A 26,408-nucleotide genomic window follows, 5' to 3' on the forward strand; every position below is an offset into this window, starting at 1 on the left:
GGAGGGCCCGATGCTGACCCGGCTGCATGATCTTCTCGGCCTGCGGACCGGCCCGGTGACGTTCTTCGTCTCCGTGCTGGTCATCTTCGCCTTCGCCGCGGCGATGTCCTTGTTCCCGGGGCCCGTGCAGAGCGGCTTCGGCGTGGTGTCGGGCTACCTGCGCTACGAGCTCGGCTGGCTGTATACCCTCGGCACGACCGGACTGGTGGTGTTCGCCTTCGGGCTGGCGGCCAGCCGCTACGGGCGGGTGAAGCTCGGTGACGACGATGCGGAGCCGGAGTACTCCGGGGTGGCCTGGTTCGGCATGCTCTTCGCGGCGGGCGTGGGGGCCGTCCTGATGTTCTGGGGCGTGGCGGAGCCCATGAGCCACTACGCCAACCCGCCGCTCTACGGGACCGTGCCGGGGACCGACACGGCCGCCCTGCAGGCACTGGCCATCGCCAACTTCCATTTCGGCATCCACATGTGGGCCCTGCTGGTGATTCCGGGGCTGTGCTTCGGCTACTTCACCTACAAGCGCCGGCTGCCCCCGCGCGTGTCTTCAGCGCTGCAGCCACTGCTCGGGGAGGGGATCCACGGGCCGTGGGGGAGGGCGGTGGACATCATCTGCGTGGTGGCGACCGTCTTCGGGCTGGCGGTGTCGGTCGGTCTGGGCGCGATGCAGATCAACGCCGGCATGAACTACGTCATGGGCATTCCCATGAACGGATGGCTGCAGGCCGGCATCATCGCCGTCATCACCGCGCTCGCACTGGTCTCGGCGCTGGCCGGCCTCGACAAGGGGATCAAGCGGCTTTCCTACCTGAACATCGTCCTGATGGTCGCGTTGCTGGTGTTCGTGCTGATGTGGGGCGCCAGCATGGACACCATCCGCGGCATCGTGGAGTCGGCAGGGGCGTATGTGTCCCATCTGCCCATGCTTTCCTTCTTCAACGATTCCTTCGGCAATGGGCGATGGTCTGGCGACTGGACCGTTTTCTACTACGCATGGACCGTCACCTGGTCGCCCTTCGTCGGGCTGTTCATCGCGCGCATTTCGCGCGGCCGCTCGATCCGGGCCTTCGTCCTTGCATCGCTGTGCCTGCCGACGGCCTTCGTGGTCATCTGGATGGGCACCTTCGGCTTCAGTGCCTTCCGCATCGAACGGGCGCCCGCGACGGCCGGCACCCTGACCGAAACCATCGTGGCGAACGGGAATGTGGAAGCCGCGCTGTTCCAGTTCCTGCAGTCCTTCCCGTTCTTCGGGTTCACGGCTGTGCTGGCGCTGCTGGTGATCACCATCTTTTTCATCACGTCCCTCGACTCCGGGGCGCTGGTGCTCGACAACCTGGCTTCCGGTTACGAAGACGTGGGGCCCAAACGCCAGCGCGTGATCTGGGCCCTGTCGGTGGGCCTGGTCTGCACCGTGATCCTGGTGACCTCGGGCGAACACGGGCTCGCGGCATTGCAGGAGGTCATCATCGTCATCGGGGCCCCGGTGCTGATGCTGGTGGTGGGCCTGTGCCTGTTGCTCGTGCAGGCGTTGCGCGAGGACGCCGGTGCGGTCAAGCCGATGCGCACGCGCCAGTGGAAGAAGGTGCTTCCGGTAGAGGAGTACCAGCGGCGCGCACGGGAGGACGAGCACGACATGGCCGAGTACGTGATCCGGCCGGAGTACGAGCCGGGCACCGAGCCGGAATACGACATCTACCAGCCGGACACGCGGCAGTCGCGGCGGGCCCGCGGCGGGGCGGCGCTGCTGACCATCGGGCTGACCGGCGGTATCGGCTCGGGCCGGTCACTCGCCGCCCGCGATTTCCGCGCGCTGGGGGCGGTGGTGATCAGTGCCGACGAGCTGGTCGGCCGGGTGGTCGTGCCCGGAAGCCAGACACTGGAGGAAATCGCTGAGGTCTTTGGCGAGGACGTCATCACCGAAGACGGGGAACTGAACCGCTACGCCCTGGGCAAGCTCGTGTCCGGCAACGACACCGCCCGGGCCAGGCTCAACCGGATCATCCATCCGCGGGTACGCGCCGAGATCATGCGCTGCGCCGCGGAGGCCGGCCCCGACGCGGTGGTGGTGGCCGACGTGCCGTTGCTGGCCGAAACCGACGAGCCACGGGCCGGGCTCGACCTCGTGCTCGTGGTGGAGGCGCCTGCCGAGGTGCGGGTGGCGAGGCTGGTCAGCGAGCGCGGCATGTCCAGGAAGCAGGCCTGGGAGCGGGTGGACGCCCAGGCGACGGACGCGGAGCGTCGTGAAATCGCCGACGAAGTGATCGTCAACGATTCGGGACGCGAGGCGCTCGCCCAGGCGGTGCGCCGGTTCTGGAGCGAGCGGGTGCAGCCGCTGCTCGATCAGCATCGGGCCGCCGCGCGCGCGGACGACGCGCGCGGACGGGACGAGTGACTGGCTGCGGTTCCCGATGACCGAAAGCGCCTCCGACGCGGCGCGTGATGCCGAGGCGGTGAACCAGGCCCGGTCAGCGCATCAGGACGCTGCCCATGGGCGCGACATCGCCACCCGCACGTGCACGCCGTCACGCGCGCGCAGCGCGCCGATGAGGTCGGCATCCACCCGCACCGAGCGCGCGCCGTTGACCTCCAGGGTGCCGGCCGCGCCCGCGGGCACGGTGAGGTCGTAGCGCAGCGGGGTCTCGCCGGGGCGGTGGGCGTCGAGCAGGCGCTCGACATCCTGCAGCAGGCCGGGCATGCGCAGGTCCAGCCGCAGCGCGACGCGCTTCGCGATCTGCGGGCACAGCTGCAGGTAGTCCCAGGCGCGGCGCGCGCGCAGCGCGAAGCCGCCGCTGAACTCGTCCTCGCGCAGGCCACCCTCGACGATCAGGATGCGGTCGCGGGTCAACAGCGGGGCGAACTCCTGCCAGGCCTCGGCGAAGAATGCGCATTCCAGCCGCCCGTGGCCGTCCTCCAGCTGCACGAAGGCCTGGGTGTCGCCACGCTTGCGCATGCCCACCACCAGGCCGGCGACGATCGTGTTGACCTCGGGGCGCCAGCCACCACGACCGGAGTCCGGCCGCGCCGCCCACACCGCATCCAGCTCGCCGAGGTGGTGGCCGAGCAGGTCGCGCAACTCGGTGCGGTACGGGTCCATCGGGTGACCACTGAGGAACAGCCCCAGGGTCTCGCGCTCGCCGGCCAGCAGCTGCGCCAGCGGCCATTCGCTGGTCTCCGGCAGCTCGATGTGGATCGGTGCGGATTCGGACGGCCCGCCGAACAGCGACACCTGGCCGGCGGCGCGCTCGCGGGCGAGCTGGTCGCAGGCCTTGAGCACCTCCGGCAACTGCAGCATCAGCGAAGCGCGGTTGCTGCCCAGTGCATCCAGCGCACCGGCCTGGATCAGGGCTTCGAGCGTGCGCCGGTTGAGCCGCGCGCCTTCGCAGCGACGGCAGAAATCGAGCAGGTCCCGGAACGGCCCGCCGGACGTGCGCTGCGCGGCGATCGCCTCGCAGGCGCCGCGGCCGACGCCCTTCACCGCGCCCAGGCCGTAGCGGATGGTGGCGGGGTCGGTGGCCTCGAACATGTACGCCGAGGCGTTGACGTCGGGCGGCAGGACTTCGAGCCCCAGTGCACGCGCCTCGTCGAGGAAGCCGACGACCTTGTCGGTGTTGTCCATGTCCGACGACAGCACCGCGGCCATGAACTCGGCCGGGTAATGCACCTTCAGCCATGCGGTCTGGTAGGCGACCAGCGCATACGCCGCCGAGTGCGACTTGTTGAAGCCGTACTCGGCGAACTTCTCCATCAGGTCGAAGATGCCGGTGGCGACCTTGGGGTCGACGCCGTTCTCCGCGGCCCCGGCCTCGAACTTGGCGCGCTCCTTGGCCATCTCCTCGGGCTTCTTCTTGCCCATCGCGCGACGCAGCAGGTCGGCGCCGCCCAGCGAGTAACCCGCCAGGACCTGGGCGATCTGCATCACCTGTTCCTGGTAGACGATCACGCCGTAGGTCGGCTTGAGCACCGGCTCGAGCAGCGGATGCGGATAGGTGACCTCGGCATTGCCGTGCTTGCGGTCGACCCAGTCGCGGTCCATCCCCGAGCCCAGCGGGCCGGGGCGGAACAGCGCGGCCAGCGCGATGATGTCCTCGAAGGTGTCGGGTTTCGCGCGCTTCAACAGCTCGCGCATGCCGCGTGATTCGAACTGGAACACCGCCACCGTGTCGCCGCGCGCGAACAGTTCGTAGGACGCACGGTCGTCGAGCGGCAGCGCGGCGATGTCGAGCGGCGCCTCGCCACCCGTGGCACGCCGTGCGTTGATCGCCTTCACCGCCCAGTCGATGATCGTGAGCGTACGCAGGCCGAGGAAGTCGAACTTCACCAGGCCCACGGCTTCGACATCGTCCTTGTCGAACTGGGTGACCGGGTTGCGTCCGCGGCCGCCCTCGTCGTGTTCGGCGAACAGCGGGCAGAAGTCGGACAGCGGCGAGGGCGCGATCACCACGCCGCCGGCGTGCTTGCCGGCGTTGCGCGTCAGGTCCTCGAGCTGCAGGGCGAGGTCGATGAGGTCGCGGACCTCGTCCTCGTCCTGGTAGCGCTGGATGAGCTCCGGCGAGCGCCAGGCCTCGTCGCTGCGCGACTTGTCGGTGCGGCCCATCGCATCCGACAGCGAGATGCCCAGCACGTTGGGCACCAGCTTGGCGATGCCGTCGACCATGCCGTACGGGTAGCCGAGCACGCGGCCGACGTCGCGCACCACCGCCTTCGCCGCCATCGTGCCGTAGGTGATGATCTGGCTGACGCGGTCGCGGCCGTACTTCGCGGCGACGTAGTCGATGACCTCGTCGCGCCGGTCCATGCAGAAGTCGATGTCGAAGTCCGGCATCGACACGCGTTCGGGGTTGAGGAACCGCTCGAACAGCAGGTCGTAGGGCAGCGGGTCGATGTCGGTGATCTTCAGCGCCCACGCCACCAGCGAGCCGGCGCCGGAACCGCGGCCCGGGCCCACCGGGATGTCGTGCTCCTTGGCCCACCGGATGAAGTCCGACACGATCAGGAAGTAGCCCGGGAACCCCATCTTGGTGATGACGTCGAGCTCGATCTCCAGCCGCTCGGCGTAGCTCTCGCGGGTGTGGCCTGCGGCCACCGGATACTTCGCCAGCCGCTCCTCCAGGCCATCGCGCGCTTCCTTGCGGATCCAGCTGTCGAGGGTGTGGTCGTCCGGCACCGGGAACTGCGGCAGGTAGTACGTGCCCAGGCCGAGTTCGACGTTGCAGCGCTGCGCAAGCGCCACGGTGTTGTCGATCGCATCGGGGATGTCGGCGAACAGCTCGCACATCTCCTCGCTGGACTTCAGGTACTGCTCGCGGCTGTAGTCGCGCGGGCGGCGCGGATCGTCGAGCACGCGCCCGGAGGCGATGCACACGCGCGCCTCGTGCGCTTCGAAACCATCGGCGTCGAGGAAGCGCACGTCGTTGCTGGCGACCACCGGGATCCCGCGCACCGACGAGGCATGCAGGGCGAAGTCGTTGAACTGCGCCTCGCCATCGCGCCCGGTGCGGGTCAGTTCCAGATGCAGGCGGTCGTCGAAGGCGGCCTGCAGGTCGGCCAGCCAGCCGAGTGCGAGCTCGTGCTTGCCGGTGGCGGCGAGTCGCCCGGCTTCGGTGTGGCGGCCGACCAGCGCGAACAGGTCGCCGGCATGGGCCTTCAGCCAGTCCGGGCGCACCACCACGCCGTCATTGCGGTGGCCTTCCAGCCAGGCGCGGGTGAGCAGTCGCGAGAGATTGAGGTAGCCGTCGCGGTTGCGGCACAGCAGCGTCACCGGATACGCGGGCTCGTCGCCGAGGGCCACCAACACGTCGGCGCCGGCGATCGGCTTGACGCCTGCCGACTCGCACTTGCCGTAGAAGCCGACCAGCCCGAACAGGTTGTTGCGGTCGGTCACCGCCAGCGCCGGCTGGTTCAGCGCAGCACAACGCCCGACCAGCTGCGGAATGCGGATCGTCGAGTCGGCGAGCGAGAACTCGCTGTGGAGGTGGAGATGGACGAAGCGGCTGGACATCGGACGGGCGTCGCGTCAACTCCGCAGGGTAGGCCGGGGGCATGGACCCGACAAGACTTGACATGCCCCCCCGAAGAAAACCGGCGGCCGCAGGCCGCCCGCCGACGCCCCTCTCCTGCGAGGCGGGAGAGGGGGGTACCACCTGCGAAGGCAGGTGGTGGGGTGAGGGCAAGGCGCGACGGCTCGAGGTCAGCAGGCGTCGCGGTGCTGTCTTGCGGACGGGCCGTCTGCAGCGACCCGCGGAAGCCGCGGGTGATGGGTCAGGCGGGCACCAGCCCCACCGGTGCGAACAGGTCCCCGCAGACCGGCGCCGCGGGTTCCAGCGCCTGACGCACCGGGGCGAAGCTGCGGCGATGGATCACGCACGGCCCGTGCGCGCGCAATGCCGCCAGGTGCTCGGGGGTGGAATAGCCCTTGTGGCGGTCGAAGCCGTACGCCGGGTGGTCGGCATGCAGGGCGACCATCGCGCGGTCGCGCGCCACCTTGGCGAGGATCGACGCGGCCATGATCGCGCGGTCGCGTGCATCGCCGTCGATCCAGGCCTCGGCACGGCAGGGCAGGGCCTTGGGCAGGTGGTTGCCGTCGATGCGCGCCACGCAGCGTTCGCGCTCCAGCCCGGCAATGGCGTTCTCCAGCGCGCGGCGCATGCCCTGCATGGTGGCGTGGAAGATGTTGATGCGGTCGATCTCGTCGACGTCGACCGACACGATGCTCCACGCCAGCGCACGCTCGACGATGCGCGCATACAGCGTCTCTCGTCGTTCGGCGTTGAGTTGCTTGGAGTCGTTGAGACCATTGATGCGCGGCCGTGCGGGGTCGAAGACCACCGCTGCGACCACGACCGGCCCCGCCAGAGGGCCGCGGCCGGCCTCGTCGACGCCGACGATCCAGTCGCCTGGCGCACTCATGCGCGGCAGCCCCCGAGGACCCGGGAGGGCCCGGCGCTGGGACGCGGCATGACGGGAGTCGGGAACGGATGGTGCTGCACGCGGGCAGGGTATCGGCGACGGGCCGGTGCGACAAGGACGGCGAGCTGACTGCGTCAACCGGGCGCTGGGACGCGGCTCAGCGGCGGTCGATCAGGGTTTCGATGACATCCGCAGCACGTGCAGAGGCATCGCGACGGAGGCTGCGGTGGATCTCCGTGAATCGCGGCGCCAGTGCGGCGGCTGCGGCCGGGTCCTGCAGGAACCGCAGCACCGCCGCCGACAGGCGTTCCGCGGTGCAGTCCTCCTGGATCAGCTCCGGCACCACGGGCCTGCCGGCCAGCACGTTCGGCAACGAGTAGGTGTCGACCTTGAGCAGGCCCAGCGCGCGCACGATCGCCGCCGTGCTGCGCGACACGCGGTAGCCGACCACCATCGGACGCTTGGCCAGCAGGCCTTCCAGTGTGGCCGTGCCCGAGGCCAGCAGCACCACGTCGGCGGCGACCATCGCGTCACGCGCCTGGCCGTGGATGATGTGCAGCGCGTCGCCACGCAGCGGCGAGGCGGCGGCGATGGCGTCGAGCATGCGCCGGCAGGCCGCGTTGGCCGCAGGCACCACCACCTGCAGGCCGGGCGCGGCGCCGGCAACGAGCGCGGCGGCATCGAGGAAGACCTGGCCCAGCCGTGCGATCTCGCCCTGTCGCGAACCCGGAAGCACCGCCAGCACCGGCCCCTGCTTCTGCAGGCCGAGCCGCTGGCGCGCGGCGCGCCGATCGGGCTCGAGCGGCATCTCGTCGGCCATCGGGTGGCCGACGAAACGCGCGTCCACGCCGTACTTCGCGTAGATCGGCGGCTCCATCGGAAACAGACACAGCACCCGGTCCGCACTGCGGCCGAGCTTCGCGGCGCGGCCGCGGCGCCAGGCCCAGATCGACGGGCTGACGTAGTGCACGGTGCGCAGCCCGTGCTGCTTCAGGCGGCGCTCCAGGCCGAGGTTGAAGTCCGGTGCATCGATGCCGATGAAGACATCCGGTTGCCAGTCGAGCACGCGCTTGTGCAGGCCGGCGCGCAGGCGCAGCAGGCGCGGCAGGTGCGCGAGCACTTCGCTCAGGCCCATCACCGCGAGTTCGGAGGCGTCGTGCCAGGTATCGACGCCGGCGCGGCGCATCGCATCGCCGCCGACGCCGGCGAAGCTCGCCTGCGGGAAGCGTGCGCGCAGTGCATCGACAAGGCCGGCGCCGAGCAGGTCGCCGGAGGTTTCGCCCGCCACCAGCGCGAAACGCGGTGCCGCCGGCAGCGTGGCCGGGTGCGGGGACTGGAGCGCTGCGGTGGCCGGACGCGGTGCGGTCGTGGTCGTGGTGTTCACGGGCGCGCGTGGTTCCGGGCCGGGCCGGTCATCTTAGCAACGGGCGCTGCCCGGCCTCGACGAAGTCCAGGAAGGCGCGCACGTCCGCGCTGTCCGCGGCCAGATCGGCGAGCTTCGCGCGCGCCTCCTCCAGCGAACCGCCGCCCATGTACAGCGCGCGGTAGGCGCGCTTGATCGCCGCGGTGCGCGTGGTGTCGAAGCCACGGCGCTTGAGCCCCTCGCTGTTGATGCCGCGCGGGCGGCCATAGCCGTCCTGCGCCACCATCACGAACGGCGGCACGTCGCCGTTGACGAATGCGCCCATACCGATGAAGGCGTGCATGCCGATCCGGCAGAACTGGTGCACACCGACGAACCCGCTGAGGATCACGTGGTCGCCGACCTCGACATGGCCGGCCAGCGTGGCGTTGTTGGAAAACACGCAATGGTTGCCGACCACGCAGTCGTGGGCCACATGCGTATAGGCCAGCAACCAGTTGTCGTTGCCGATGCGGGTGCAGCCGCCGCCGTCCCCGGTGCCGCGGTTGATCGTGGTGAACTCGCGGATCGTGTTGCGGTCGCCGATCACAAGCTCCACCCGTTCGCCGTGGAACTTCTTGTCCTGCGGCTCGCCACCGATGGCGGCGTGGCCATGGATGCGGTTGTCGCGGCCGATCCGGGTCGGCCCGTGGATGCTGCAATGCGGCCCGATGCGGGTGCCGTCACCGATCTCGACCTCGGGCCCGACCAGCGTGAACGCGCCGATCTCGACGCCGTCACCCAGGCGCGCGGCCGGATCGACGACAGCGCTCGGATGGATCGTCGCGCCCGCAGCCATGTCAGCTGCGGGCCTCGGCGCAGAGGATCTCCGCGCAGGCGACTTCGTTGCCGTCCACCCGCGCGGTACCGCAGTACAGCGTCATGTTGCGGATCGCGCGCTTCAGGTGCACCTCGAGCTCCAGGCGGTCGCCCGGCATCACCATCCGCGAGAACTTGGCCTTGTCCACCTTGACCAGGTACGACAGCCCGCCGCGCTGGGTGGCGTCGAGGTCGAGGTGGCTGAGCACGCCGCCGGCCTGCGCCAGCGCCTCGATCACCAGCACGCCCGGCATCACCGGACGCCCGGGGAAGTGGCCCTGGAAGAACTGCTCGTTGCCGCTGACCGACTTGTGGCAGAGCACGCGCCTGCCACGCTCGTACTCGACCACGCGGTCGATCATCAGGAACGGGTACCGGTGCGGCAGCAGCTTGAGTACGCCGTCGTGCTCGATCGGCAGCTTGAATTCGTCGCTCATTCCTTCCCCTTCTCCAGCGCGCCGACGCGGCGCGCGAGCGCATCGAGTTGCCGGAAACGCGCTGCATTGCGGCGCCAGTCGCGCGTCGCCATGGCCGGCATTCCCGACGAATATTCCCCCGGCTCGGTGATCGAGCTCGACACCATCGACATCGCGTGCACCAGCACCCGGTCGCAGATCTCCAGATGACCGGAAATGCCGGCGGCGCCCGCGATCAGGCAGTACCGCCCGATGCGCGTGCTGCCAGCCACGCCGACGCAACCGGCCATCGCCGTATGCGCACCGACATGGACGTTGTGGGCGATCTGGATCAGGTTGTCCAGGCGCACGCCTTCTTCCAGCACGGTGTCGTCGAGTGCACCGCGGTCGACGGTGGTGTTGGCGCCGATCTCGACATCATCGCCGCAGACCACGCCGCCCAGCTGCGGCACCTTGATCCAGCGGCCGTCCTCCATCGCCATGCCGAAGCCTTCGGCGCCGAGCACCGCGCCCGGCTGGATCTGCACCCGCCTGCCGAGCCGCACGCGGCGGTCGAGGGTGACTCGGGCCACCAGCACGCAGTCGATATCGAGATGGCAGTCCTCGCCGATCACGCAGCCCGCGCCGACCACGCAGCCCGCGCCGATGCTGCTGCGCGCACCGATGCTCACCAGCGGGCCGATCTCGGCCTCCGGGTGCACCTGTGCCGTCGGGTCGACGACCGCGCTCGGATGGATGCCGGGGCGCGAAGGGCGTTTCGGCTCGAACAGCGCGGCGATCTTCGCGTAGGCCACGTACGGGTCGCGCGCGACCAGCGCGGTGCCCGCGAACGAGCCCGCGTCACCTTCGCGCAGCACCACGATGCCGGCGCCGGTCGATGCGAGCTGGTCGCGCAGCCGCGGGTTGGAGAGGAAGCTGAGTTCAGTCGCGGTGGCACGCGACAGCGGGGCCACGCCGGAGACCTGCACCTGCCCGTCGCCCCGCAGTTCCAGCCCGAAACGCCGCGCAAGATCGGCGGCGCTGTGGTATTGCGTATCCATCGTCGCGTTGCGGGCCGTCAGAACGCGCCGCCGAAGGTGAACTGCAGGCGCTCGGTCTCGTCGCCGCGGCGCAGGAGTTCGCCCGAGCCGCCGTACACGTCCTTCTGCGATTCCAGCGGGATCGCGTAGCTGATCGAGATCGGGCCCACCGGGGCGCGCCACATCAGCGCAACGCCGGCGGAAATGCGCAGGTCCTTGGCATCGAACGCGTCGAGGTCGCGGAACACGTTGCCGAAGTCGACGAACGCGGAAATGCGCGCGGCCGGCGAGTCGAGCAGGGTCGGGAAGTACATCTCCAGCGAGCCCACGGTCTTCAGCGCGCCACCGATCGGCTGCAGGTAGGTGCTTCCCTGCGCGGACTCGCGCGGCCCCAAGGTGTTGTCACGGAAGCCGCGCACCGAGCGCGTACCGCCGGCGTAGAAGTTCTCGAAGAACGGCAGGCCGGACGCGGTGATCGTGCGCAGGTAATCCGGCGAGGTCGGGTCGCAGGGGTTGGACGGGTCCGGACCCGGCTGGTACACCGGCGGCGTGGCCGGATCGTTGTCGTGATCGACCAGTTGCGGATCGGTGAAGCAGACATTGCGGGTGACGTCGTCGCCGTAGCTGTCGCCGTAGCCGATCTCGGCGCGGGTGTTGAGCACGAGGGCGCGGCTGATCGGCCAGTACTTGGAGAACTCGTAGTTGAGCTTGTAGAACTCCGCGGTCGAACCGGGCAGGGTGACCTCGAGGCCGACGCGCTGGTAGGTACCGCGGGTGGGCTGCAGGAAGTCGTTGCGGCTGTCGCGCGCCCAGCCGAGCTCGGTGCGCCACGAATTGAAGGTGCGCGAGCCGAAGGCGTCGATGTAGTCGACGATGGAATCCGGCGTGCCACCGCGCCAGGCGTAGATCTCGTTGCGGTCGATGCCGAACATCAGCGAGATGCTGTCGTTCTCGGTGATCGGAATCCCGAAGAACATCTGTGCCGCGGCATTGGTCGAGGAGTACTGCGCGGTGTTGAACTCGGAGTTGTCGAACTCGCGCCACCACAGGTTGTAGCCCAGCGACATGCCGTCGTCGGTGAAGTACGGGTTGAGGTAGGAGAACGCGTAGCGCTGCAGGTAGACGTTGCGGCTGGCCTCGATCGACACGCGGTTGCCGCTGCCGAGGAAGTTGTTCTGCGACAGCTGCACCGAGGTGGTGACGCCGGCCAGCTGCGAGTAGCCCAGGCCGAACACGAAGCTGCCCGACGCGGTTTCCTTGACGTTGAACACCACGTCGACCTGGTCGTCGCTGCCCGGGACCGGCTGGGTCTCGACGTTGACGCTGCCCGACTCGAAGAAGCCCAGGCGCTGCAGGCGCACCTTCGAGCGATCGACCGCGGCCTGCGAATACCAGCTGCCTTCGAACTGGCGCATCTCGCGGCGCAGCACCTCGTCGGAGGTGCGGGTGTTGCCCTTGAACACCACCCGGCGCACGTTGACGCGCGGGCCCGGCACCACCTGCATGTTGATGGCCACGGTGCGGTCGTCACGGTTGACGTCCGGGATCGGGTTCACCTGCGCGAACGCGTAGCCGATGTTGGACAGCGTGGCCACGATCGCGTCGGAGCTCAGTTCCAGCAGCGCGCGCGAGAACGTCTGGCCCTCGCGCACGAACACACGCTCCTCGATCTGCTCCCTGGGCAGGATCGTGTCGCCGGTGACCTCGACCCCCGAAATCGTGTAGATCTCGCCCTCGGTCAGGCCCGCGGTGAGGTACATGTCGCGGCGGTCTGGGCTGATCGCGACCTGCGTGCTGTCGATCGAGAAATCGACGTAGCCGCGGTCGAGATAGAAATTGTTGAGCTTCTCGAGGTCGCCGGAGAGCTTCTCGCGCGAGTACTGGTCGTCGCGGCGGTACCAGCTCAGCCAGTTGCTCTCGGACGACTCCCAGCTGTCGGTGATCGTCTCCTGGTCGTAGGTTTCGTTGCCGACCAGGTTGATGTGGCGGATCTTCGCCGCCTTGCCCTCGTCGACCGCGATCGTCACGTCGACGCGGTTGCGGTCGAGCTGCGAGACGGTCGGGGTGATGGTGACGTTGTACTTGCCGCGGTTGTTGTACTGGCGGGTCAGTTCCTGGGTGACGCGGTCGAGCGCGAGGCGGTCGAAGGTGTCGCCTTCCGACAGGCCGATGTCGGCCAGGCCGCGCTGCAGGTCCTCGGTCTTGATGTCCTTGTTGCCGGTCAGCGTGAGCCGGTTGATCGCCGGGCGCTCGGTCACGGCAACCACCAGGATGTCGCCCTGGCGGCCGACCTGCACGTCCTCGAAGAAGCCGGTGCGATACAGCGCGCGCACCGCCTCGCCGACGCGGACCTGGTCGATGGTGTCGCCACGCTCGATCGGCAGGTAGGTGAACACCGTGCCCGCGCCGATGCGCTGCAGGCCGTCGATGCGGATGTCGGAGACGGTGAACGCGCCGCTGGCCGCCGGTTGCGCGGCAGGTGCCTCCGGCATGGTCTGGGCCCAGGCGGGGGCGGTAAGGGCCGCGGACAGGGCAAGTGCAAGCAGGCGGCGGCTGGGAATTCGCGTCATCTAAAACGTCCGTTGGGGAAGCGCCCGCGGTGGTCGCGGGGCGGGATTCGTGCGGTCAGCGTTGCACCAGTTGCAGGATGTCGTTGTAGAACGCCAGCCCCATGAGGCCGGCCAGCAGCACCAGGCCGACCGATTGGCCGGCCGCCATCGCACGTTCGCTGACCGGGCTGCCTTTGACCAACTCGATAAGGTAATACAACAGGTGTCCGCCATCCAGCAGCGGGATCGGCAGCAGGTTGATGACCGCGAGGCTCAGCGAGAGCAGCGCGAGGATGGTCAGGTACCAGGCAACGCCCTGCTGCGCATAGGTATTCGTGGCCCGGGCGATGGTGATCGGGCCGGCCACGGTGTTCTCGACGGCAATGCGGCCGGTGAACGCGCGGCCGATCATCCCGACCAGTTGCCCGGTCAGATGCGCGGTTTCACGCAGCGCCGCCGGCACCGCCGCGAGCGGCCCATAGCGTTGCAGTGCGTCCTTGGCTGGCAGTTCCGTCCGTGCGGATTCGATGCCCAGCGCCCAGAAGTCACCGCGCGCGTCGTCGTGGATACGTCGCGGGGTGACCTCCAGCGCCATCCGCTCGCCGTTGCGCTCCACCTCGATCATCGCCGCGCCGCCGCGCTCGCCCAGCGCCTGCACCAGCGGGCCGATCTGGTCGAAGGTGGCCACCGGGTTGCCGTCGAGCGCGGTGACACGGTCGTCCTCGGCCAGCACGCCCCAGGCGGGCGAGTCCGGATGGACCCGGCCGATCACCGGCGATGCCAGCAGGTGTCGTGGCAGCACGCCGACGGCGGGCAGCAGCGCGCGGTCGTCGAGTTCCGGTGCCAGCTTCGACAGCGGTAGGGTGCGTTCGGCTGGGTTGCCATCGGCATCCACCACCGCCAGGCGTACGTCGGCGCGGTCGAGCGCCGCCGGCAGCAGCGCCATCTGCACTTCGTTCCAGGTCGGCGTCGCGCGCTCCCCGACCGCTTCGATACGGTCGCCGCGGGCCAGCCCGGCCTCGGCGGCCACGCCCTGCACATGGCCGACCACCGGAGCGTAATCCGGCCGGCCGACCACGAACATCGCCCACAGCAGCGCCACGCACAGCAACAGGTTGGCGGCAGGCCCGGCGGCGACGATCGCCATGCGCTGGCCAACCGACTTGCGGTTGAACGCCTGCGACACCTCGTCCGCAGCCACCGGTGCCTCGCGCTCGTCGAGCATCTTCACGTAGCCGCCGAGCGGGATCGCGGCGATCGCGTACTCGGTGCCGTCGCGGCCGCGGCGCATCCACAGCGGGCGGCCGAAGCCGACCGAGAAACGCAGCACCCTGACCCCGTTGCGGCGTGCCACCCAGTAGTGGCCGAACTCGTGGAACGTGACCAGCAGGCCCAGGCTCACGATGAGCCACCAGACCGAACCGAGGAAGTCGCTCATTGACGCGGGCTCATGGGGCGGGGCTCATGTCGTTCATGCGCAGGCATGACGGGGCAGGGCCAGGGTGGCGTGGTGGCGCGCCTGCGCGTCCGCCTCGCGTGCGGCCTCCAGCGAGGCGATCTCGACCGGGGGCAACGCCGCGAGCGCGGATTCGACGATGGCGGGAATGCTCAGGAAACCGATGCGGCCCTGAAGGAAGGCTGAAACCGCCACCTCGTTGGCGGCGTTGAGCACCGCCGGTGCCGAGCCGCCGGCATCCAGCGCCTCGCGCGCCAGGCGCAGGCAGGCGAAGGTGTCCATGTCGGGCGCCTCGAAGTCCAGCCGGCCGTGGGCGATGAGGTCGAGCGCGGGCACGCCGGACGGGATGCGTTCGGGCCATGCGAAGCCGACCGCGAGCGCGGTGCGCATGTCGGGCAGGCCCAGCTGGGCGATCGTGGAGCCGTCGGTGTATTCCACCAGCGCGTGCACCAGGCTCTGCGGATGCACGACCACGCCGATGCGTCCGTTGCCGAGCCCGAACAGGTGGTGGGCCTCGATCACCTCGAGACCCTTGTTCATCAGCGTCGCCGAATCGACCGAGATCTTGGGGCCCATCGACCACTTCGGATGCGCCACCGCCTGTGCCGGGGTGATCGATGCAAGCGAAGCGCGGTCGCGGCCACGGAACGGCCCGCCCGACGCGGTCAGCACCAGGCGCTGGACGCCGGCACCGACCCGGCCATCGGGCAGGCACTGGAACAGCGCGTTGTGTTCGCTGTCGATCGGCAGGATGCAGGCGCCCGACTCGCGTGCCGTGGCCATCACCAGGTCACCGGCCATCACCAGCGATTCCTTGTTGGCCAGCAGCAGCCGCTTGCCGGCGCGTGCCGCGGCCAGCGTCGAATCGAGCCCGGCGGCGCCGACGATCGCCGCGACCACACTGTCACAGGCGTCACCGGCCGCCAGCGCGCAGAGCGCCTCGTCGCCGGCGTGTGCCTCCGTCGCGAGCCCGGCCACGCGCAGGCCGTCGCGCAGCGCGCCGTAGAGGGCGGGCTCGCCGATGACCGCATGCGCCGGCTGGTGCTGCACGCACAGCGCGACCAGCGCGTCGACGTTGCGGCCGGCGGCCAGCACACTGGCCGACAGGTGCTGCGGATGGCGGGCGATGACGTCGAGCGCGGACCCGCCGATGGAGCCGGTTGCGCCGAGGACCGCGACGCGCTGCGGCTTCATCGCGTCGCCGTACGCGTGGACGGGGTGCTGCGCACGCTCAGAACCCCAGCCAGATCTGGCCGATGGCGAACACCGGCAGCGCGGCGATGACGCCATCGACGCGGTCGAGCAGGCCGCCGTGGCCGGGGATCAGGTTGCCGGAATCCTTCATGCCGACCTGGCGTTTGAGCAGGCTCTCGAACAGGTCGCCGACCACCGAGAACAGCACCGCGATCAACGCCACCAGCACCACCGCCCACAGCTGCGTGGCCGGCGTGCCCAGCAGCAGGGCGCCGGCCAGCGCCACGACCAGGCCGGCGAGCAGGCCACCCAGCAGCCCTTCCACGGTCTTGTTGGGGCTGATGCGCGGTGCCAGCTTGCGCCGCCCGAACTTCCTGCCGGCGAAGTAGGCGCCGGAATCGGCGGCCCAGACGATCATCAGTGCCACCAGCAACCAGCCGGCGCCTGCCGGCTCGCCGGCGTGGATCAGCCCGAGCGCGGCCCAGGCGGGAATGATCGCGGCGGTGCCGGCGGCGAGCTTGAGGATGCGCGCGCTGCCGGAGCCGGCGGTGCCGAATTCGAAACGGCGCAGCCAGGCCATCGCCACCAGCCACCAGCCGATGCCGGCCACGCACAGCAGCTTCAGCAGTACCAGCGACCTGCCGGGGTCGTTGGCCGATGCCCAGACCACCGCGACCATCAGCAGCAGGTTGGCCAGCAGCAGCACGCCACGCGCCGTGGTGTCCTCCACTTCGGCCAGCCGGTACCACTCCCACAGTGCGCCCAGGAACAGCACCGCGGCGAGCGCGGCCATCCAGGGGGTGGGAAGCAGCAGGACCGCGGCGATCGCCAGGGGCGCCATCACCAGTGCGGCGAGCACGCGGGTTCGGGTCATGCGTCTGGGGTATCCGTGTCGTGTGGGGCGGTGGGTGCGACCTGGGCGCTGGTGAGCCCGAAGCGCCGCTCGCGGGCGGCGTAGTCGGCCAACGCACGGTCGAGCACGGCCGCATCGAGGTCGGGCCACAGGGTATCGGTGAACCACAGTTCGGTATAGGCCAGCTGCCACAGCAGGAAGTTGCTGATGCGCAGGTCGCCGCCGGTGCGGATGAAGAGATCCGGCGGCGGCAGTTCGGCCAGCGCGACACGCGTGCCCAGCAGCTGCTCGTCGATGTCCTCGGGGCGCAGCCGGCCGGCGGCGACGTCGTGCGCCAGCGCGCGCGCGGCCGCGGCGATGTCCTGGCGGCCGCCATAGCTCACCGCGATGTTGAGCGCGAGACGCGAATGGCGCCCCGTGCGCGCTTCGGCCGTGGCCATGCGCGCCTGCAGCGGCGGCGCGAAACGGCTGCGTTCGCCGATGAAGCGGATGCGGATGCCGCGGCGGTCGAGCTCGTCGATCTCGCGGTCGAGCGCACCCATGAACAGCTTCATCAGCGCGCCGACTTCGTCCTCGGGCCGCCCCCAGTTCTCGCTGGAGAACGCGAACAGGGTGAGCGCGCCGATGCCACGTTCGACGCACCAGTCGATGCAGAGGTTGACCGCGCGCGCGCCGGCGCGGTGGCCGATCGCACGGGGGCGTCGGCGCCGCGCGGCCCAGCGGCCGTTGCCGTCCATGATGATCGCCAGGTGCCGTGGCACCGCGTCGACATCCCTGGCGCCGGCGACGGCCGGATCACGTGGATCCGGACGCGCGGGCGGGGGCCGGGCGTCAGCCGGCGCTGGTGTGTGTCCGATCACAACCCGCGACTGACCGGTCCTCAGACCGCCATCAGCTCCTGTTCCTTGGCCTTGACCACTTCGTCGACGTCCTTGATCGCCTTGTCGGTGAGCTTCTGGATCTCGTCTTCGCTGCGGCGCTCGTCGTCCTCGGAGATCAGCTTCTCCTTGAGGAGTTCCTTGACCTGCTGGTTGGCATCGCGGCGGATGTTGCGGATCGCGACCTTCGCGTCCTCACCCTCGCTGTGCACGACCTTGGACAGCTCGCGGCGACGCTCCTCGGTCAGGGCCGGCAGGTTCAGGCGGATGGTGGTGCCGGCGGTGTTGGGCGTCAGCCCGAGATCGGAGGCGAGGATCGCCTTCTCGACCGCGGCGACCATCGGCTTTTCCCACGGAGTGATCGTGAGCGAGCGTGCATCGCTCACCGACACGCTGGCGACCTGCGACAGCGGCATGTCGGAGCCGTAGTAGTTGACCTTCAGGTGCTCGACCAGCGCGGTCGAGGCACGGCCGGTACGGACCTTGACCAGCGTGTGGCGAAGCGCCTCGACGCTCTTGGCCATGCGGGTCTGGGTGTCTTTCTTGATATCGTCGAGCATCGCCGGCTCCAGCTGCGGTCGGGAACCGCGGGATTATACGTGCACCACGCGGCGCGACGCTGCCCGACGGGCTGGCGTGCGATCAGCGGCCGGTGACCAGGGTGCCGATCGCCTCGCCGCGCAGGATGCGCAGCAGCACGCCCGGCTGGCCCATGTCGAACACCCGCATCGGCAGGCTGCTGTCGCGGGCGAGCGCGAACGCCGCGGTATCCATGACCTCCAGGCCGCGCGAGATCACCTCGTCGTAGCTGAGCTGCTCGAAGCGCACCGCGTCGGCGTGCTTCTTGGGGTCCTTGTCGTAGACGCCATCGACCTTGGTCGCCTTGAGCAGCAGGTCGGCGCCGATCTCGATCGCGCGCAGCGCGGCGCCGGAATCGGTGGTGAAGAACGGGCTGCCGACACCGGCGGCGAAGATCACCAGGCGGCCCTTCTCGAGATGGCGGATCGCGCGGCGGCGGATGTAGTCCTCGCAGACGTCGTTGATCTTGATCGCGCTCATCACCCGCGCCTTGGCGCCGAGCTTCTCCAGCGCGTCCTGCATCGCCAGCGCGTTGATCACGGTGGCGAGCATGCCCATCTGGTCACCGGTGACGCGGTCCATGCCGCTGGCGGCCAGCCCGGCACCGCGGAAGATGTTGCCGCCGCCGATGACCAGCGCCACTTCCGCGCCGGCGTGCTGGGCCTCGATCACCTCGCGGGCGAGGCGGCCGATGACCTTGGGGTCGATGCCGTAATCCTCGTCGCCCATCAGGGCCTCGCCGGACAGTTTGAGCAGGACGCGGCGATAGGCGAGTGTGGACATGCGGGCCTCGGGGATGGGTAAACCGCCGGGATTCTAGCCGATCGCCCGCTCGCCGCGCCGTCGCGCGCTATGCACGATCCGGCGGGTACGCCGCGCGCGGCTGCATCGCCACCTGGTTGCGGCCCTCGCGCTTGGCGCCGTACAGCGCTTCGTCGGCGGCAGCGAGCATGGCGTGCGCATCAATGAAACGCGCGTCCTCGCCATGGGTCGCGAGGCCCGCGGAAAAGGTGATGTGGATGGGCGTGCCGTCCATCGTGGCCAGCGGCATCCCGGCGATGTCGGCGAGGATGCGTTCGAGGATCTGCCTGCCGCGTTCGGCGCCACAGCGGCGCAGCACCACCAGGAACTCCTCGCCGCCATAGCGCGCGAGCAGGTCGCTGGCGCGCAGCATCCGCGTCAGCGTCTGGCTGAACTCGCGCAGCACGGTGTCGCCGACGAGGTGCCCGTAGCGGTCGTTGACCAGCTTGAAGTCGTCGAGGTCGATGAAGGCGATCGACAGCGGCTCGCGGCGGCGCTCGGCCTCCTCGAACGCCTGCTGCAGGACATCCTCGAGCTGGCGGCGGTTGTATGCGCCGGTCAGCGGGTCGCGCCGCACCAGGTCGTCGAGCTCGCGGGTGCGCGCCTTCAGGCGTGTCGCCTCGCGCACCGCCTCCTGCAGGTCCTCGCGCTCGAGCAGGTGGCGGATCATCGCCAGTTCGCGGCCCTGCTGTTCGATCTCGCGCGCCTGTTCCTCGCGCTGGATGCGGATGTCGAACAGGGCCGACATCTCCGGCGCCAGCGCCGAGAGCCGGTCCACCAGCGTCTCGATGTCCAGCGGCTCCAGTTCCAGCGCCGTGGCCACCTGGCCGAGCTGCTGGCCGGCATGTTCGTCGTCCGGTCGCACCCACACATCGGCAAGCAAGCCGGCGGCCACCACGCAGCCCAGGGTGCGGTCGCCGGTCTCGACGGTCTCGCTGCCGCGGATCATCCGCTGCAGGTATGCCGACAGCCCCCAGCGGCCCGCAAGCCAGGCGCCGACTTCGGTGTGGTCACCGCCGAGATGGTCGCGTTCGACCTCCAGTCGCTCGCGGCCCTGCAGCGGCACCTGCGGCAGCTCCGCGTAACGCTCCGGCATGGCGTGCAGCAGGGCGAGGATGCCGATGTCCTGCAGCAGCGCGCCGAGCATCAGTTCTTCCGGACGCTCGAGCTGCAGGCGCTCGGCCAGCAGGCGCGCAGCCATCGCCGCGAGGGCGCTGCGCTGCCACACGCGTTCGTGCATGCCGGCCAGTGCATGGTCGGGCTGCAGCGTACGTGCGACCACGAACCCCAGCGCCAGGCTGAGCGCGGCGTTGAGCCCGAGCAGCGCGAGCGCCTGCGAGAGGGTGTCGACGCGCCGGCGGTGTGCGCTCGCGTACAGCGGCGAATTGGCGATGCGCAACAGCCGCGCGCTCAGTGCGGGATCCATCGCGATGGCATCGGCGGCCACGGCGAGGTCGGTTGCCGGATCCTCCGCCAGTTCGATCATGCGCAGCGCAACGCCCGGAAGCGTGGGCAGCGTCCGGCAGTGCGAGAGCAGGGAAACCAGTTCGGGGTGCATGGCGGCGATCGGTATGCGTCGACGGCCTTATCGGCGCGCGCCGGCGAACCTTTAGCGCGCAGGTGATGGGCGTCACGCCAGTGGACGGCGGTTGTTCATGCAGACGGGTGCGTGCCAGGGCCAACGCAGGCCTGCCATATCCTGCGGGCGTCCCTTGAGAAGACGCGCCTGTGGTGCCACGGAGTCCGGGCACACGGCGGAAGCTTGCAACCCCCGACTTCTGCCATGGCCAGGTGCGGACAAAAGAAAAAGCCGCGGAGGTCCGCGGCTTTTCCGGTACAGCGCGAAGCGTGACGCGTCAGGCCAGGCCGGCCTGCTTCATCACTTCGGCGGCGTAGTCCTCAACCACCTTCTCGATGCCTTCGCCCACGGCCAGGCGCTGGAAGCCGACGACTTCGGCGCCGGCGGCCTTGAGCACCTGCTCGACGGTCTTGTCGGTGTCGAGCACGTACGGCTGGCCCGCCAGGGTCACCTCGTTGACGATCTTGGCGATCTTGCCGCTGATGATCTTCTCGAGGATCTCGGCCGGCTTGGCCTTGTCCTTCTCGGACATCTTCGCCAGCTCGATTTCCTTTTCCTTGGCGACGAAGTCGGCCGGCACGTCGGCGGCGTTGTTGTACGGCGGGTTCATCGCGGCCACGTGCATCGCCAGGCCGCGGGCGAGGTCGGCGTCACCGCCCTTGACCTCGACCAGCACGCCGATGCGGCCACCGTGCACGTAGGCGGCGATGTTGTTGCCGCTGTCCACGCGCGCCATGCGGCGCACCTGCACGTTCTCGCCGACCTTGGCGATCAGCGCGGCGCGGGCTTCCTCGACGGTCTCGCCGGAGGCGAGCTTCGCGGCCTTGAGCGACTCGACATCGGTGCCGTCGATTGCCAGCGCGGCAGCGGCCACGGCATCGGTGAAGGCGAGGAAGTTCTCGTCCTTGGCCACGAAATCGGTCTCGGAGTTGACCTCGACCAGCACGGCACGGCCATCCGCCTGGGCGGTGGCCACGCGGCCTTCCGCGGCAACGCGGCTGGCCTTCTTGTCGGCCTTGGCCAGGCCGGACTTGCGCAGCGCCTCGGCGGCTGCGTCGACGTCGCCATTGGCTTCGGTGAGTGCCTTCTTGCACTCCATCATGCCGGCGCCGGTGCGCTCGCGCAGTTCCTTGACCAGGCTTGCGGTGATTTCCATCGGATACCTCGAGATAGCGGAATGGGGTCGCGGGACGGAACAGCCGTCCCGGTACGGCGCGGCCCGGAGGCCGCGTCGCGGGCCGCCGCGGGTGGCGGCGGCGTGCCTGGGCTGCCTTACTCGGCAGCCGGTGCCGGTGCCGGTGCCGGTGCGGCGGCTTCTTCGGCCTCGTCGGCCTTCTTGCCCTTGCGAGCGCCCGGCTTGCGGCCACGGCCTTCGCCACCCTCGGCGAACTCTTCCTCGCGCACGCTGGCGGCGGACGGTGCAGCGGCCTTGCCCTCGAGCACGGCGTCGGCGGCGGCGCTGGCGTACAGCTGCACGGCGCGGATGGCGTCGTCATTGCCCGGGATGGCGTAGTCGACCAGCTCCGGGTTGTAGTTGGTGTCGACCACCGCGATCACCGGGATACCGAGCTTCTTGGCTTCCTTGATCGCGATGTCCTCATGGCCGATGTCGACCACGAACAGCGCGTCGGGCAGGCGCGCCATGTCCTTGATGCCGCCCAGCGAGGCCAGCAGCTTCTCGCGCTCGCGGCGCAGGCCCAGCACTTCGTGCTTGACCAGCTTCTCGAAGGTGCCGTCGGTTTCGGCGGCTTCCAGCTCCTTCAGGCGCGACACCGACTTCTTGACGGTGGCGAAGTTGGTCAGCGTGCCGCCCAGCCAGCGCTGGGTCATGTACGGCATGCCGCAACGCTCGGCCTCTTCCTTGATCGCGTCGCGCGCGCTGCGCTTGGTGCCGACGAACAGGATGATGCCGCGCTTCTGGGCGATGCCCGAGATGAAGTTCATCGCGTCGTTGAACAGCGGAACCGTCTTCTCGAGGTTGATGATGTGGATCTTGCCGCGGGCACCGAAGATGTACGGCGACATCTTGGGGTTCCAGTAGCGGGTCTGGTGGCCGAAGTGGACGCCGGCCTCCAGCATCTGGCGCATGGTGATCTGGGGCATTGCTGATGACTCCAGTGATGGAACCGCCGCCCGGCATGTGGTGGGCGGGCGCAGGGCAGGGCCGTGCGCGATGGTTCCGGGGTTGGTCCTCCCCGCCGCCTCCGTGACCGACGCCATGCCGCACCAGCCCGGGGGCTCTTGCCTGCACGCGCACCCCGGCACGGGGGTTTGCAGCGGGTGTGTATTTGCCGGTGACGTCCGGCATCGACGGACCGGCCCGGGCGGGCAGGTCAGCCGGCGATCATACGCCGGCGGCCGGGGGCGGGCAAGTTGGCGCAATTTTGCTGCCGGACCCGCGGCGGCGGCGACGGCGTGCCGGCGCGCGGTGACCGCGGGAGGCAGCGCGGCGCGCGATCGGGGATAATGCCGTGATGGCCATCAACCTGAAGACTCCCCAAGACATCGAGAAGATGCGCGAGGCCGGCCGCCTGGCCGCCGAGGTGCTGCATATGGTCGCCCCGTACGTGAAGCCGGGCGTGACCACCGAGGAACTCGACCGCATCTGCCACGACCATATCGTCCAGGTGCAGGGCGCGGTGCCGGCGAACGTCGGCTACCGCGGCTACCCGCGTGCCACCTGCATCTCCGCCAACAACGTCATCTGCCACGGCATCCCGGGCGACAAGGTGCTCAAGGACGGCGACATCATCAATATCGATGTCACCGTCATCAAGGACGGCTGGCATGGCGACACCAGCCGCATGTACTACGTCGGCACGCCCTCGGTGATGGCGCGCCGGCTGGTCGAGGTGACGCGCCAGGCGCTGTTCGAGGGCATCCGCGCGGTGCGCCCGGGCGCCACCCTCGGCGACGTCGGCCACGCCATTCAGACCTATGCGGAGTCCGAGCGCTTCAGCGTGGTGCGCGAGTACTGCGGGCACGGCATCGGCAAGGTCTACCACGACGAGCCGCAGGTGCTGCACTACGGGCGTCCGGGCGAGGGCCTGGTGCTGCAGGAGGGCATGACCTTCACCATCGAGCCGATGATCAACGAGGGCGCACGGCATACCCGCGTGCTGCCGGATGGCTGGACCGTGGTCACCAGGGACCGCAAGCTCTCGGCGCAGTGGGAACACACCGTCGCCGTGACCGCTGACGGGTTCGACATCCTGACCCGCCTGCCGGGCGACGACAACGACGCGTTCCTGTAGGCGTCGATACCGATGCACACCGTCGGGCCACGCTGCCGCTCCCGCCATCGGCTGCCGCAATACGCGGCGCCAGTGGCGATCCGGCGGCGCTGACGATGGCCACCATGCCGCCGCCCCCCGGAGCGGAGCGCGAGTCCACGAGTGATGCGGCGTGGGCTGCCGAGGCCCGCGCCGCGCTCGCCGACCACGATGCCCAGCTCGCCGCGCGCTTCGACGACGGTGAGGATGTCGACCGCCTGCTTGCCGCCCGCGCCACCGCGGTCGACGGCTGGGTGCGCCAGGCATGGGCGCGCTGCGTGCCTGCGGATGCGCCACTGGCGCTGTTCGCGGTCGGCGGCTACGGCCGCGGCGAACTGTTCCCGCATTCCGACATCGATGTGCTCGCGCTCGCCGGCGAGGGCGCCGGGGCGCCGCATGCCGACGCCCTTGGCCGGCTGTTCGCGCTGCTCTGGGACGCCGGCCTCAAGGTGGGCCACGCGGTGCGTACCGCAGGCGAATGCACCTGCGAGGCCGACGCCGACCTGACCGTGCAGACCAACCTCCAGGATGCGCGCCCGTTGCTGGCAAGCCAGCAGGACGTGCGCACGCTGGCGCAGGCCATCGCCCCCGAGCGCACCGGTTGGACCGCGCAGCGCTACTTCGACGGCAAGCGCGAGGAGCAGGCCCGTCGCCACGCGCGCTTCGGCGACACCGCCGACAACCTCGAGCCGAACCTCAAGGACGGTCCGGGCGGCCTGCGCGACATCCAGACCCTGCGCTGGATGGCGCGCGCGGTGTTCGGCGTGCACGGCTTCGAGCAGCTGATCGCGCTCGGCCAGCTCGGCGTCGACGAACTGGCTACCCTGGAGCGCGAACGCCAGGCGCTGTCGCGGTTGCGCTTCGGCCTGCACCTGGTGGCCGGCAAGGCCGAGGAACGCCTGCGGTTCGACCACCAGAAGGCGCTCGCCGCCCGGCTCGACCACGTCGGGGAAGCCGACAACGCACTGGTCGAGCAGATGATGCAGGGCTTCTACCGCAGTGCCGCGGTGGTGCTGCGCATCAACGATCGCCTGCTGCAGCGCTTCGAGGAACATATCGAGGGCGAGGGCGAGCTGGTGGTGCTGGATGCGGCCTTCGTGTCGCGCCGCGGCTATCTTGCCGCGCGCGACGAGGTGTGGCCGCGCGCGGATATCGGTGCCGTGTTCGACCTGTTTGCCGCCTGGGCGGCGCAATCCGATCTGCGCGGACTGCACTCGCAGACCGCGCGCGCGCTGGCCGAGTCCCTGCATGCATTGCCGTCGTGGCGCGACGCCACGGCCGCAGAACGCCTGCGTTTCCTGGAGTTGCTGCGCGGGCCGGTGCCGGTGCGCACGCTCGAGCGCATGGCGCGCCTGGGCGTGCTCGGCACCTGGATCCCCGAGTTCGCGCGGGTGACCGGGCGCATGCAGTTCGACCTGTTCCACGTCTACACCGTGGATCAGCACACGCTGGCGGTGCTGCGCAACATCGCGAGTTTCGCCGACGAGGCCGACGACGCGCGCTTTTCCGGCGCGCACGGGGTCTGGCCGGCGCTGCGCAAGCCCGAGCTGCTGTTGCTGGCCGGGCTGTTCCACGACATCGCCAAGGGCCGCGGTGGCGATCATTCCGAGCTCGGCGCGGTGGACGCCCGTGAGTTCTGCGAAGGCCACGGCCTGGCGGACGCGGACACCGCGCTGGTCGAATGGCTGGTCCGCCAGCACCTGCTGATGTCGACGGTGGCGCAGAAGCACGACATCTCCGACCCCGCGGTGATCCACCGCTTCGCCGGCGAGGTCGCCGACCGCGAGCGGCTGGACTATCTGTACCTGCTGACCTGCGCGGATATCGCCGGCACCTCGCCGCGCCTGTGGAACGCCTGGAAGGACCGCCTGCTGACCGACCTGCGCACCGCCACCCGGCTGGCCCTGCGGCGTGGCCTGGAGCACCCGGTTGCGGCCGCCCAGCGCATTGCCGAAACGCGCGACCAGGCCCGCGGGTTGCTTGCCGCGCGCGGTGTGGACGAGGCCGATGCGCTGTTCGCGCGGATGCCGGAAGAGGCCTTCCTGCGCGGTCGTGCCGACCAGGTCGCCTGGCAGGCGCTGTCGCTGCGCGGCGCCGCTGCCGGTGACACCGTCGTGCGCGTGCGCAGGCTGGCCGAGGGCGTGCCTGCACTCGAGGTGTTCGTGCACTCGCCCGACCGCGATGGCCTGTTCACCGCCATCGCGATCACCCTCGACCGCAGCGGGCTTGCGATCCAGCTGGCGCGTGCGCTCGATGGCCCGGCCGGCACGATCTTCGACGTGTTCCAGGTGCTGCCGTCCGATCCGCGCCACATGCCCGACCCGCAGGCGATCGAGCGCAAGCTGGCCAGCGTGCTTGCCGGCTCGCTCGACGTGCACCCGGCGCGCCGCACCCAGCCGCGCCATCTGCGGCATTTCCGCGTGGTGCCGCAGATCGGCTTCGACGACAGCGCCGACGGCCGCCACACCATCTTCAGCCTGGTGGCCACCGACCGCCCGGGCCTGCTCGCCGATGTCGCCCATGTGCTGCGCAGCCAGCGCATGCGGGTGCACGATGCCCGCATCGCCACCTTCGGCGAGCGCGTCGAGGACGTGTTCCGGCTGAGCGACCGCCACAACCAACCACTCGACGGGCCCGCGCGCGATGCACTGCGCGAGGCGCTGCTCTCGACCCTGGACGCCGGCTGAGCAA

The 26,408-nt window shown here is 69.9% G+C and carries 19 protein-coding genes; 3 read left to right on the forward strand and 16 right to left on the reverse strand.

The window, feature by feature from the left end:
• The first annotated feature begins 10 nt into the window (after positions 1–10).
• On the forward strand, positions 11–2,386 hold the full coding sequence (gene coaE, locus ERL55_RS05725; protein ID WP_206733372.1) for a dephospho-CoA kinase: 2,376 nt from the start codon (positions 11–13) through the stop codon (positions 2,384–2,386).
• 81 nt (positions 2,387–2,467) lie between these two features.
• Here coaE and dnaE read toward each other — a convergent pair whose 3' ends face one another.
• From dnaE to rpsB, 16 genes are all read right to left on the reverse strand, one after another.
• The gene (dnaE, locus tag ERL55_RS05730; RefSeq protein ID WP_129135570.1) at positions 2,468–5,992 is read right to left on the reverse strand and encodes a DNA polymerase III subunit alpha; all 3,525 of its coding nucleotides are present in this window, start codon (positions 5,990–5,992) and stop codon (positions 2,468–2,470) included.
• A gap of 260 nt (positions 5,993–6,252) precedes the next feature.
• Positions 6,253–6,900, reverse strand: a complete 648-nt coding sequence (locus ERL55_RS05735; RefSeq protein ID WP_129135571.1) for a ribonuclease HII — start codon at positions 6,898–6,900, stop codon at positions 6,253–6,255.
• 157 nt (positions 6,901–7,057) lie between these two features.
• Entirely contained in the window at positions 7,058–8,215 is a 1,158-nt protein-coding gene (gene lpxB, locus ERL55_RS05740; protein ID WP_241685877.1) for a lipid-A-disaccharide synthase, read from the reverse strand.
• Positions 8,216–8,312: 97 nt separating this feature from the next.
• Positions 8,313–9,101: an acyl-ACP--UDP-N-acetylglucosamine O-acyltransferase gene (lpxA, locus tag ERL55_RS05745; RefSeq protein ID WP_129135573.1), complete on the reverse strand. Its 789-nt coding sequence runs from the start codon at positions 9,099–9,101 to the stop codon at positions 8,313–8,315.
• Between the two features lies 1 nt (position 9,102).
• Positions 9,103–9,558 (reverse strand): 3-hydroxyacyl-ACP dehydratase FabZ, encoded by a 456-nt coding sequence (gene fabZ / locus ERL55_RS05750; RefSeq protein WP_129135574.1) that lies wholly within the window; start codon positions 9,556–9,558, stop codon positions 9,103–9,105.
• Positions 9,555–10,577 carry a UDP-3-O-(3-hydroxymyristoyl)glucosamine N-acyltransferase gene (gene lpxD / locus ERL55_RS05755; protein WP_129135575.1) on the reverse strand — a complete coding sequence of 341 codons (1,023 nt, stop codon included), beginning with the start codon at positions 10,575–10,577 and terminating at the stop codon, positions 9,555–9,557. The genes fabZ and lpxD overlap by 4 nt, the downstream gene beginning before the upstream one ends.
• A 17-nt stretch (positions 10,578–10,594) precedes the next feature.
• Complete coding sequence (bamA, locus tag ERL55_RS05760) at positions 10,595–13,126, reverse strand: outer membrane protein assembly factor BamA (protein WP_129135576.1); 2,532 nt, start codon at positions 13,124–13,126, stop codon at positions 10,595–10,597.
• A 55-nt stretch (positions 13,127–13,181) separates the two neighbouring features.
• Positions 13,182–14,543: an RIP metalloprotease RseP gene (gene rseP / locus ERL55_RS05765; RefSeq protein WP_129135577.1), complete on the reverse strand. Its 1,362-nt coding sequence runs from the start codon at positions 14,541–14,543 to the stop codon at positions 13,182–13,184.
• A gap of 33 nt (positions 14,544–14,576) precedes the next feature.
• Positions 14,577–15,755 carry a 1-deoxy-D-xylulose-5-phosphate reductoisomerase gene (dxr, locus tag ERL55_RS05770; protein ID WP_129135578.1) on the reverse strand — a complete coding sequence of 393 codons (1,179 nt, stop codon included), beginning with the start codon at positions 15,753–15,755 and terminating at the stop codon, positions 14,577–14,579.
• A gap of 37 nt (positions 15,756–15,792) precedes the next feature.
• Complete coding sequence (locus tag ERL55_RS05775; protein ID WP_129135579.1) at positions 15,793–16,629, reverse strand: phosphatidate cytidylyltransferase; 837 nt, start codon at positions 16,627–16,629, stop codon at positions 15,793–15,795.
• Positions 16,626–17,369, reverse strand: a complete 744-nt coding sequence (gene uppS / locus ERL55_RS05780; protein ID WP_129135580.1) for a polyprenyl diphosphate synthase — start codon at positions 17,367–17,369, stop codon at positions 16,626–16,628. The genes ERL55_RS05775 and uppS overlap by 4 nt, the downstream gene beginning before the upstream one ends.
• A gap of 119 nt (positions 17,370–17,488) precedes the next feature.
• Positions 17,489–18,046 (reverse strand): ribosome recycling factor, encoded by a 558-nt coding sequence (frr, locus tag ERL55_RS05785; protein ID WP_129135581.1) that lies wholly within the window; start codon positions 18,044–18,046, stop codon positions 17,489–17,491.
• An 82-nt stretch (positions 18,047–18,128) separates the two neighbouring features.
• Positions 18,129–18,848: a UMP kinase gene (gene pyrH / locus ERL55_RS05790; RefSeq protein WP_129135582.1), complete on the reverse strand. Its 720-nt coding sequence runs from the start codon at positions 18,846–18,848 to the stop codon at positions 18,129–18,131.
• A 67-nt stretch (positions 18,849–18,915) separates the two neighbouring features.
• Positions 18,916–20,424 (reverse strand): GGDEF domain-containing protein, encoded by a 1,509-nt coding sequence (locus ERL55_RS05795; protein WP_129135583.1) that lies wholly within the window; start codon positions 20,422–20,424, stop codon positions 18,916–18,918.
• Between the two features lie 298 nt (positions 20,425–20,722).
• Positions 20,723–21,601 carry a translation elongation factor Ts gene (gene tsf, locus ERL55_RS05800; RefSeq protein WP_129135584.1) on the reverse strand — a complete coding sequence of 293 codons (879 nt, stop codon included), beginning with the start codon at positions 21,599–21,601 and terminating at the stop codon, positions 20,723–20,725.
• A gap of 116 nt (positions 21,602–21,717) precedes the next feature.
• Positions 21,718–22,548 carry a 30S ribosomal protein S2 gene (gene rpsB, locus ERL55_RS05805; protein ID WP_129135585.1) on the reverse strand — a complete coding sequence of 277 codons (831 nt, stop codon included), beginning with the start codon at positions 22,546–22,548 and terminating at the stop codon, positions 21,718–21,720.
• A gap of 371 nt (positions 22,549–22,919) precedes the next feature.
• Between rpsB and map the strand changes: the two genes are divergently transcribed.
• Positions 22,920–23,699 carry a type I methionyl aminopeptidase gene (map, locus tag ERL55_RS05810; protein ID WP_129135586.1) on the forward strand — a complete coding sequence of 260 codons (780 nt, stop codon included), beginning with the start codon at positions 22,920–22,922 and terminating at the stop codon, positions 23,697–23,699.
• Positions 23,700–23,803: 104 nt separating this feature from the next.
• The gene (glnD, locus tag ERL55_RS05815) at positions 23,804–26,404 is read left to right on the forward strand and encodes a [protein-PII] uridylyltransferase (RefSeq protein WP_129135587.1); all 2,601 of its coding nucleotides are present in this window, start codon (positions 23,804–23,806) and stop codon (positions 26,402–26,404) included.
• Positions 26,405–26,408 lie beyond the last annotated feature (4 nt).

Source organism: Luteimonas sp. YGD11-2 (assembly GCF_004118975.1).
Lineage (GTDB): Bacteria > Pseudomonadota > Gammaproteobacteria > Xanthomonadales > Xanthomonadaceae > Luteimonas > Luteimonas muca.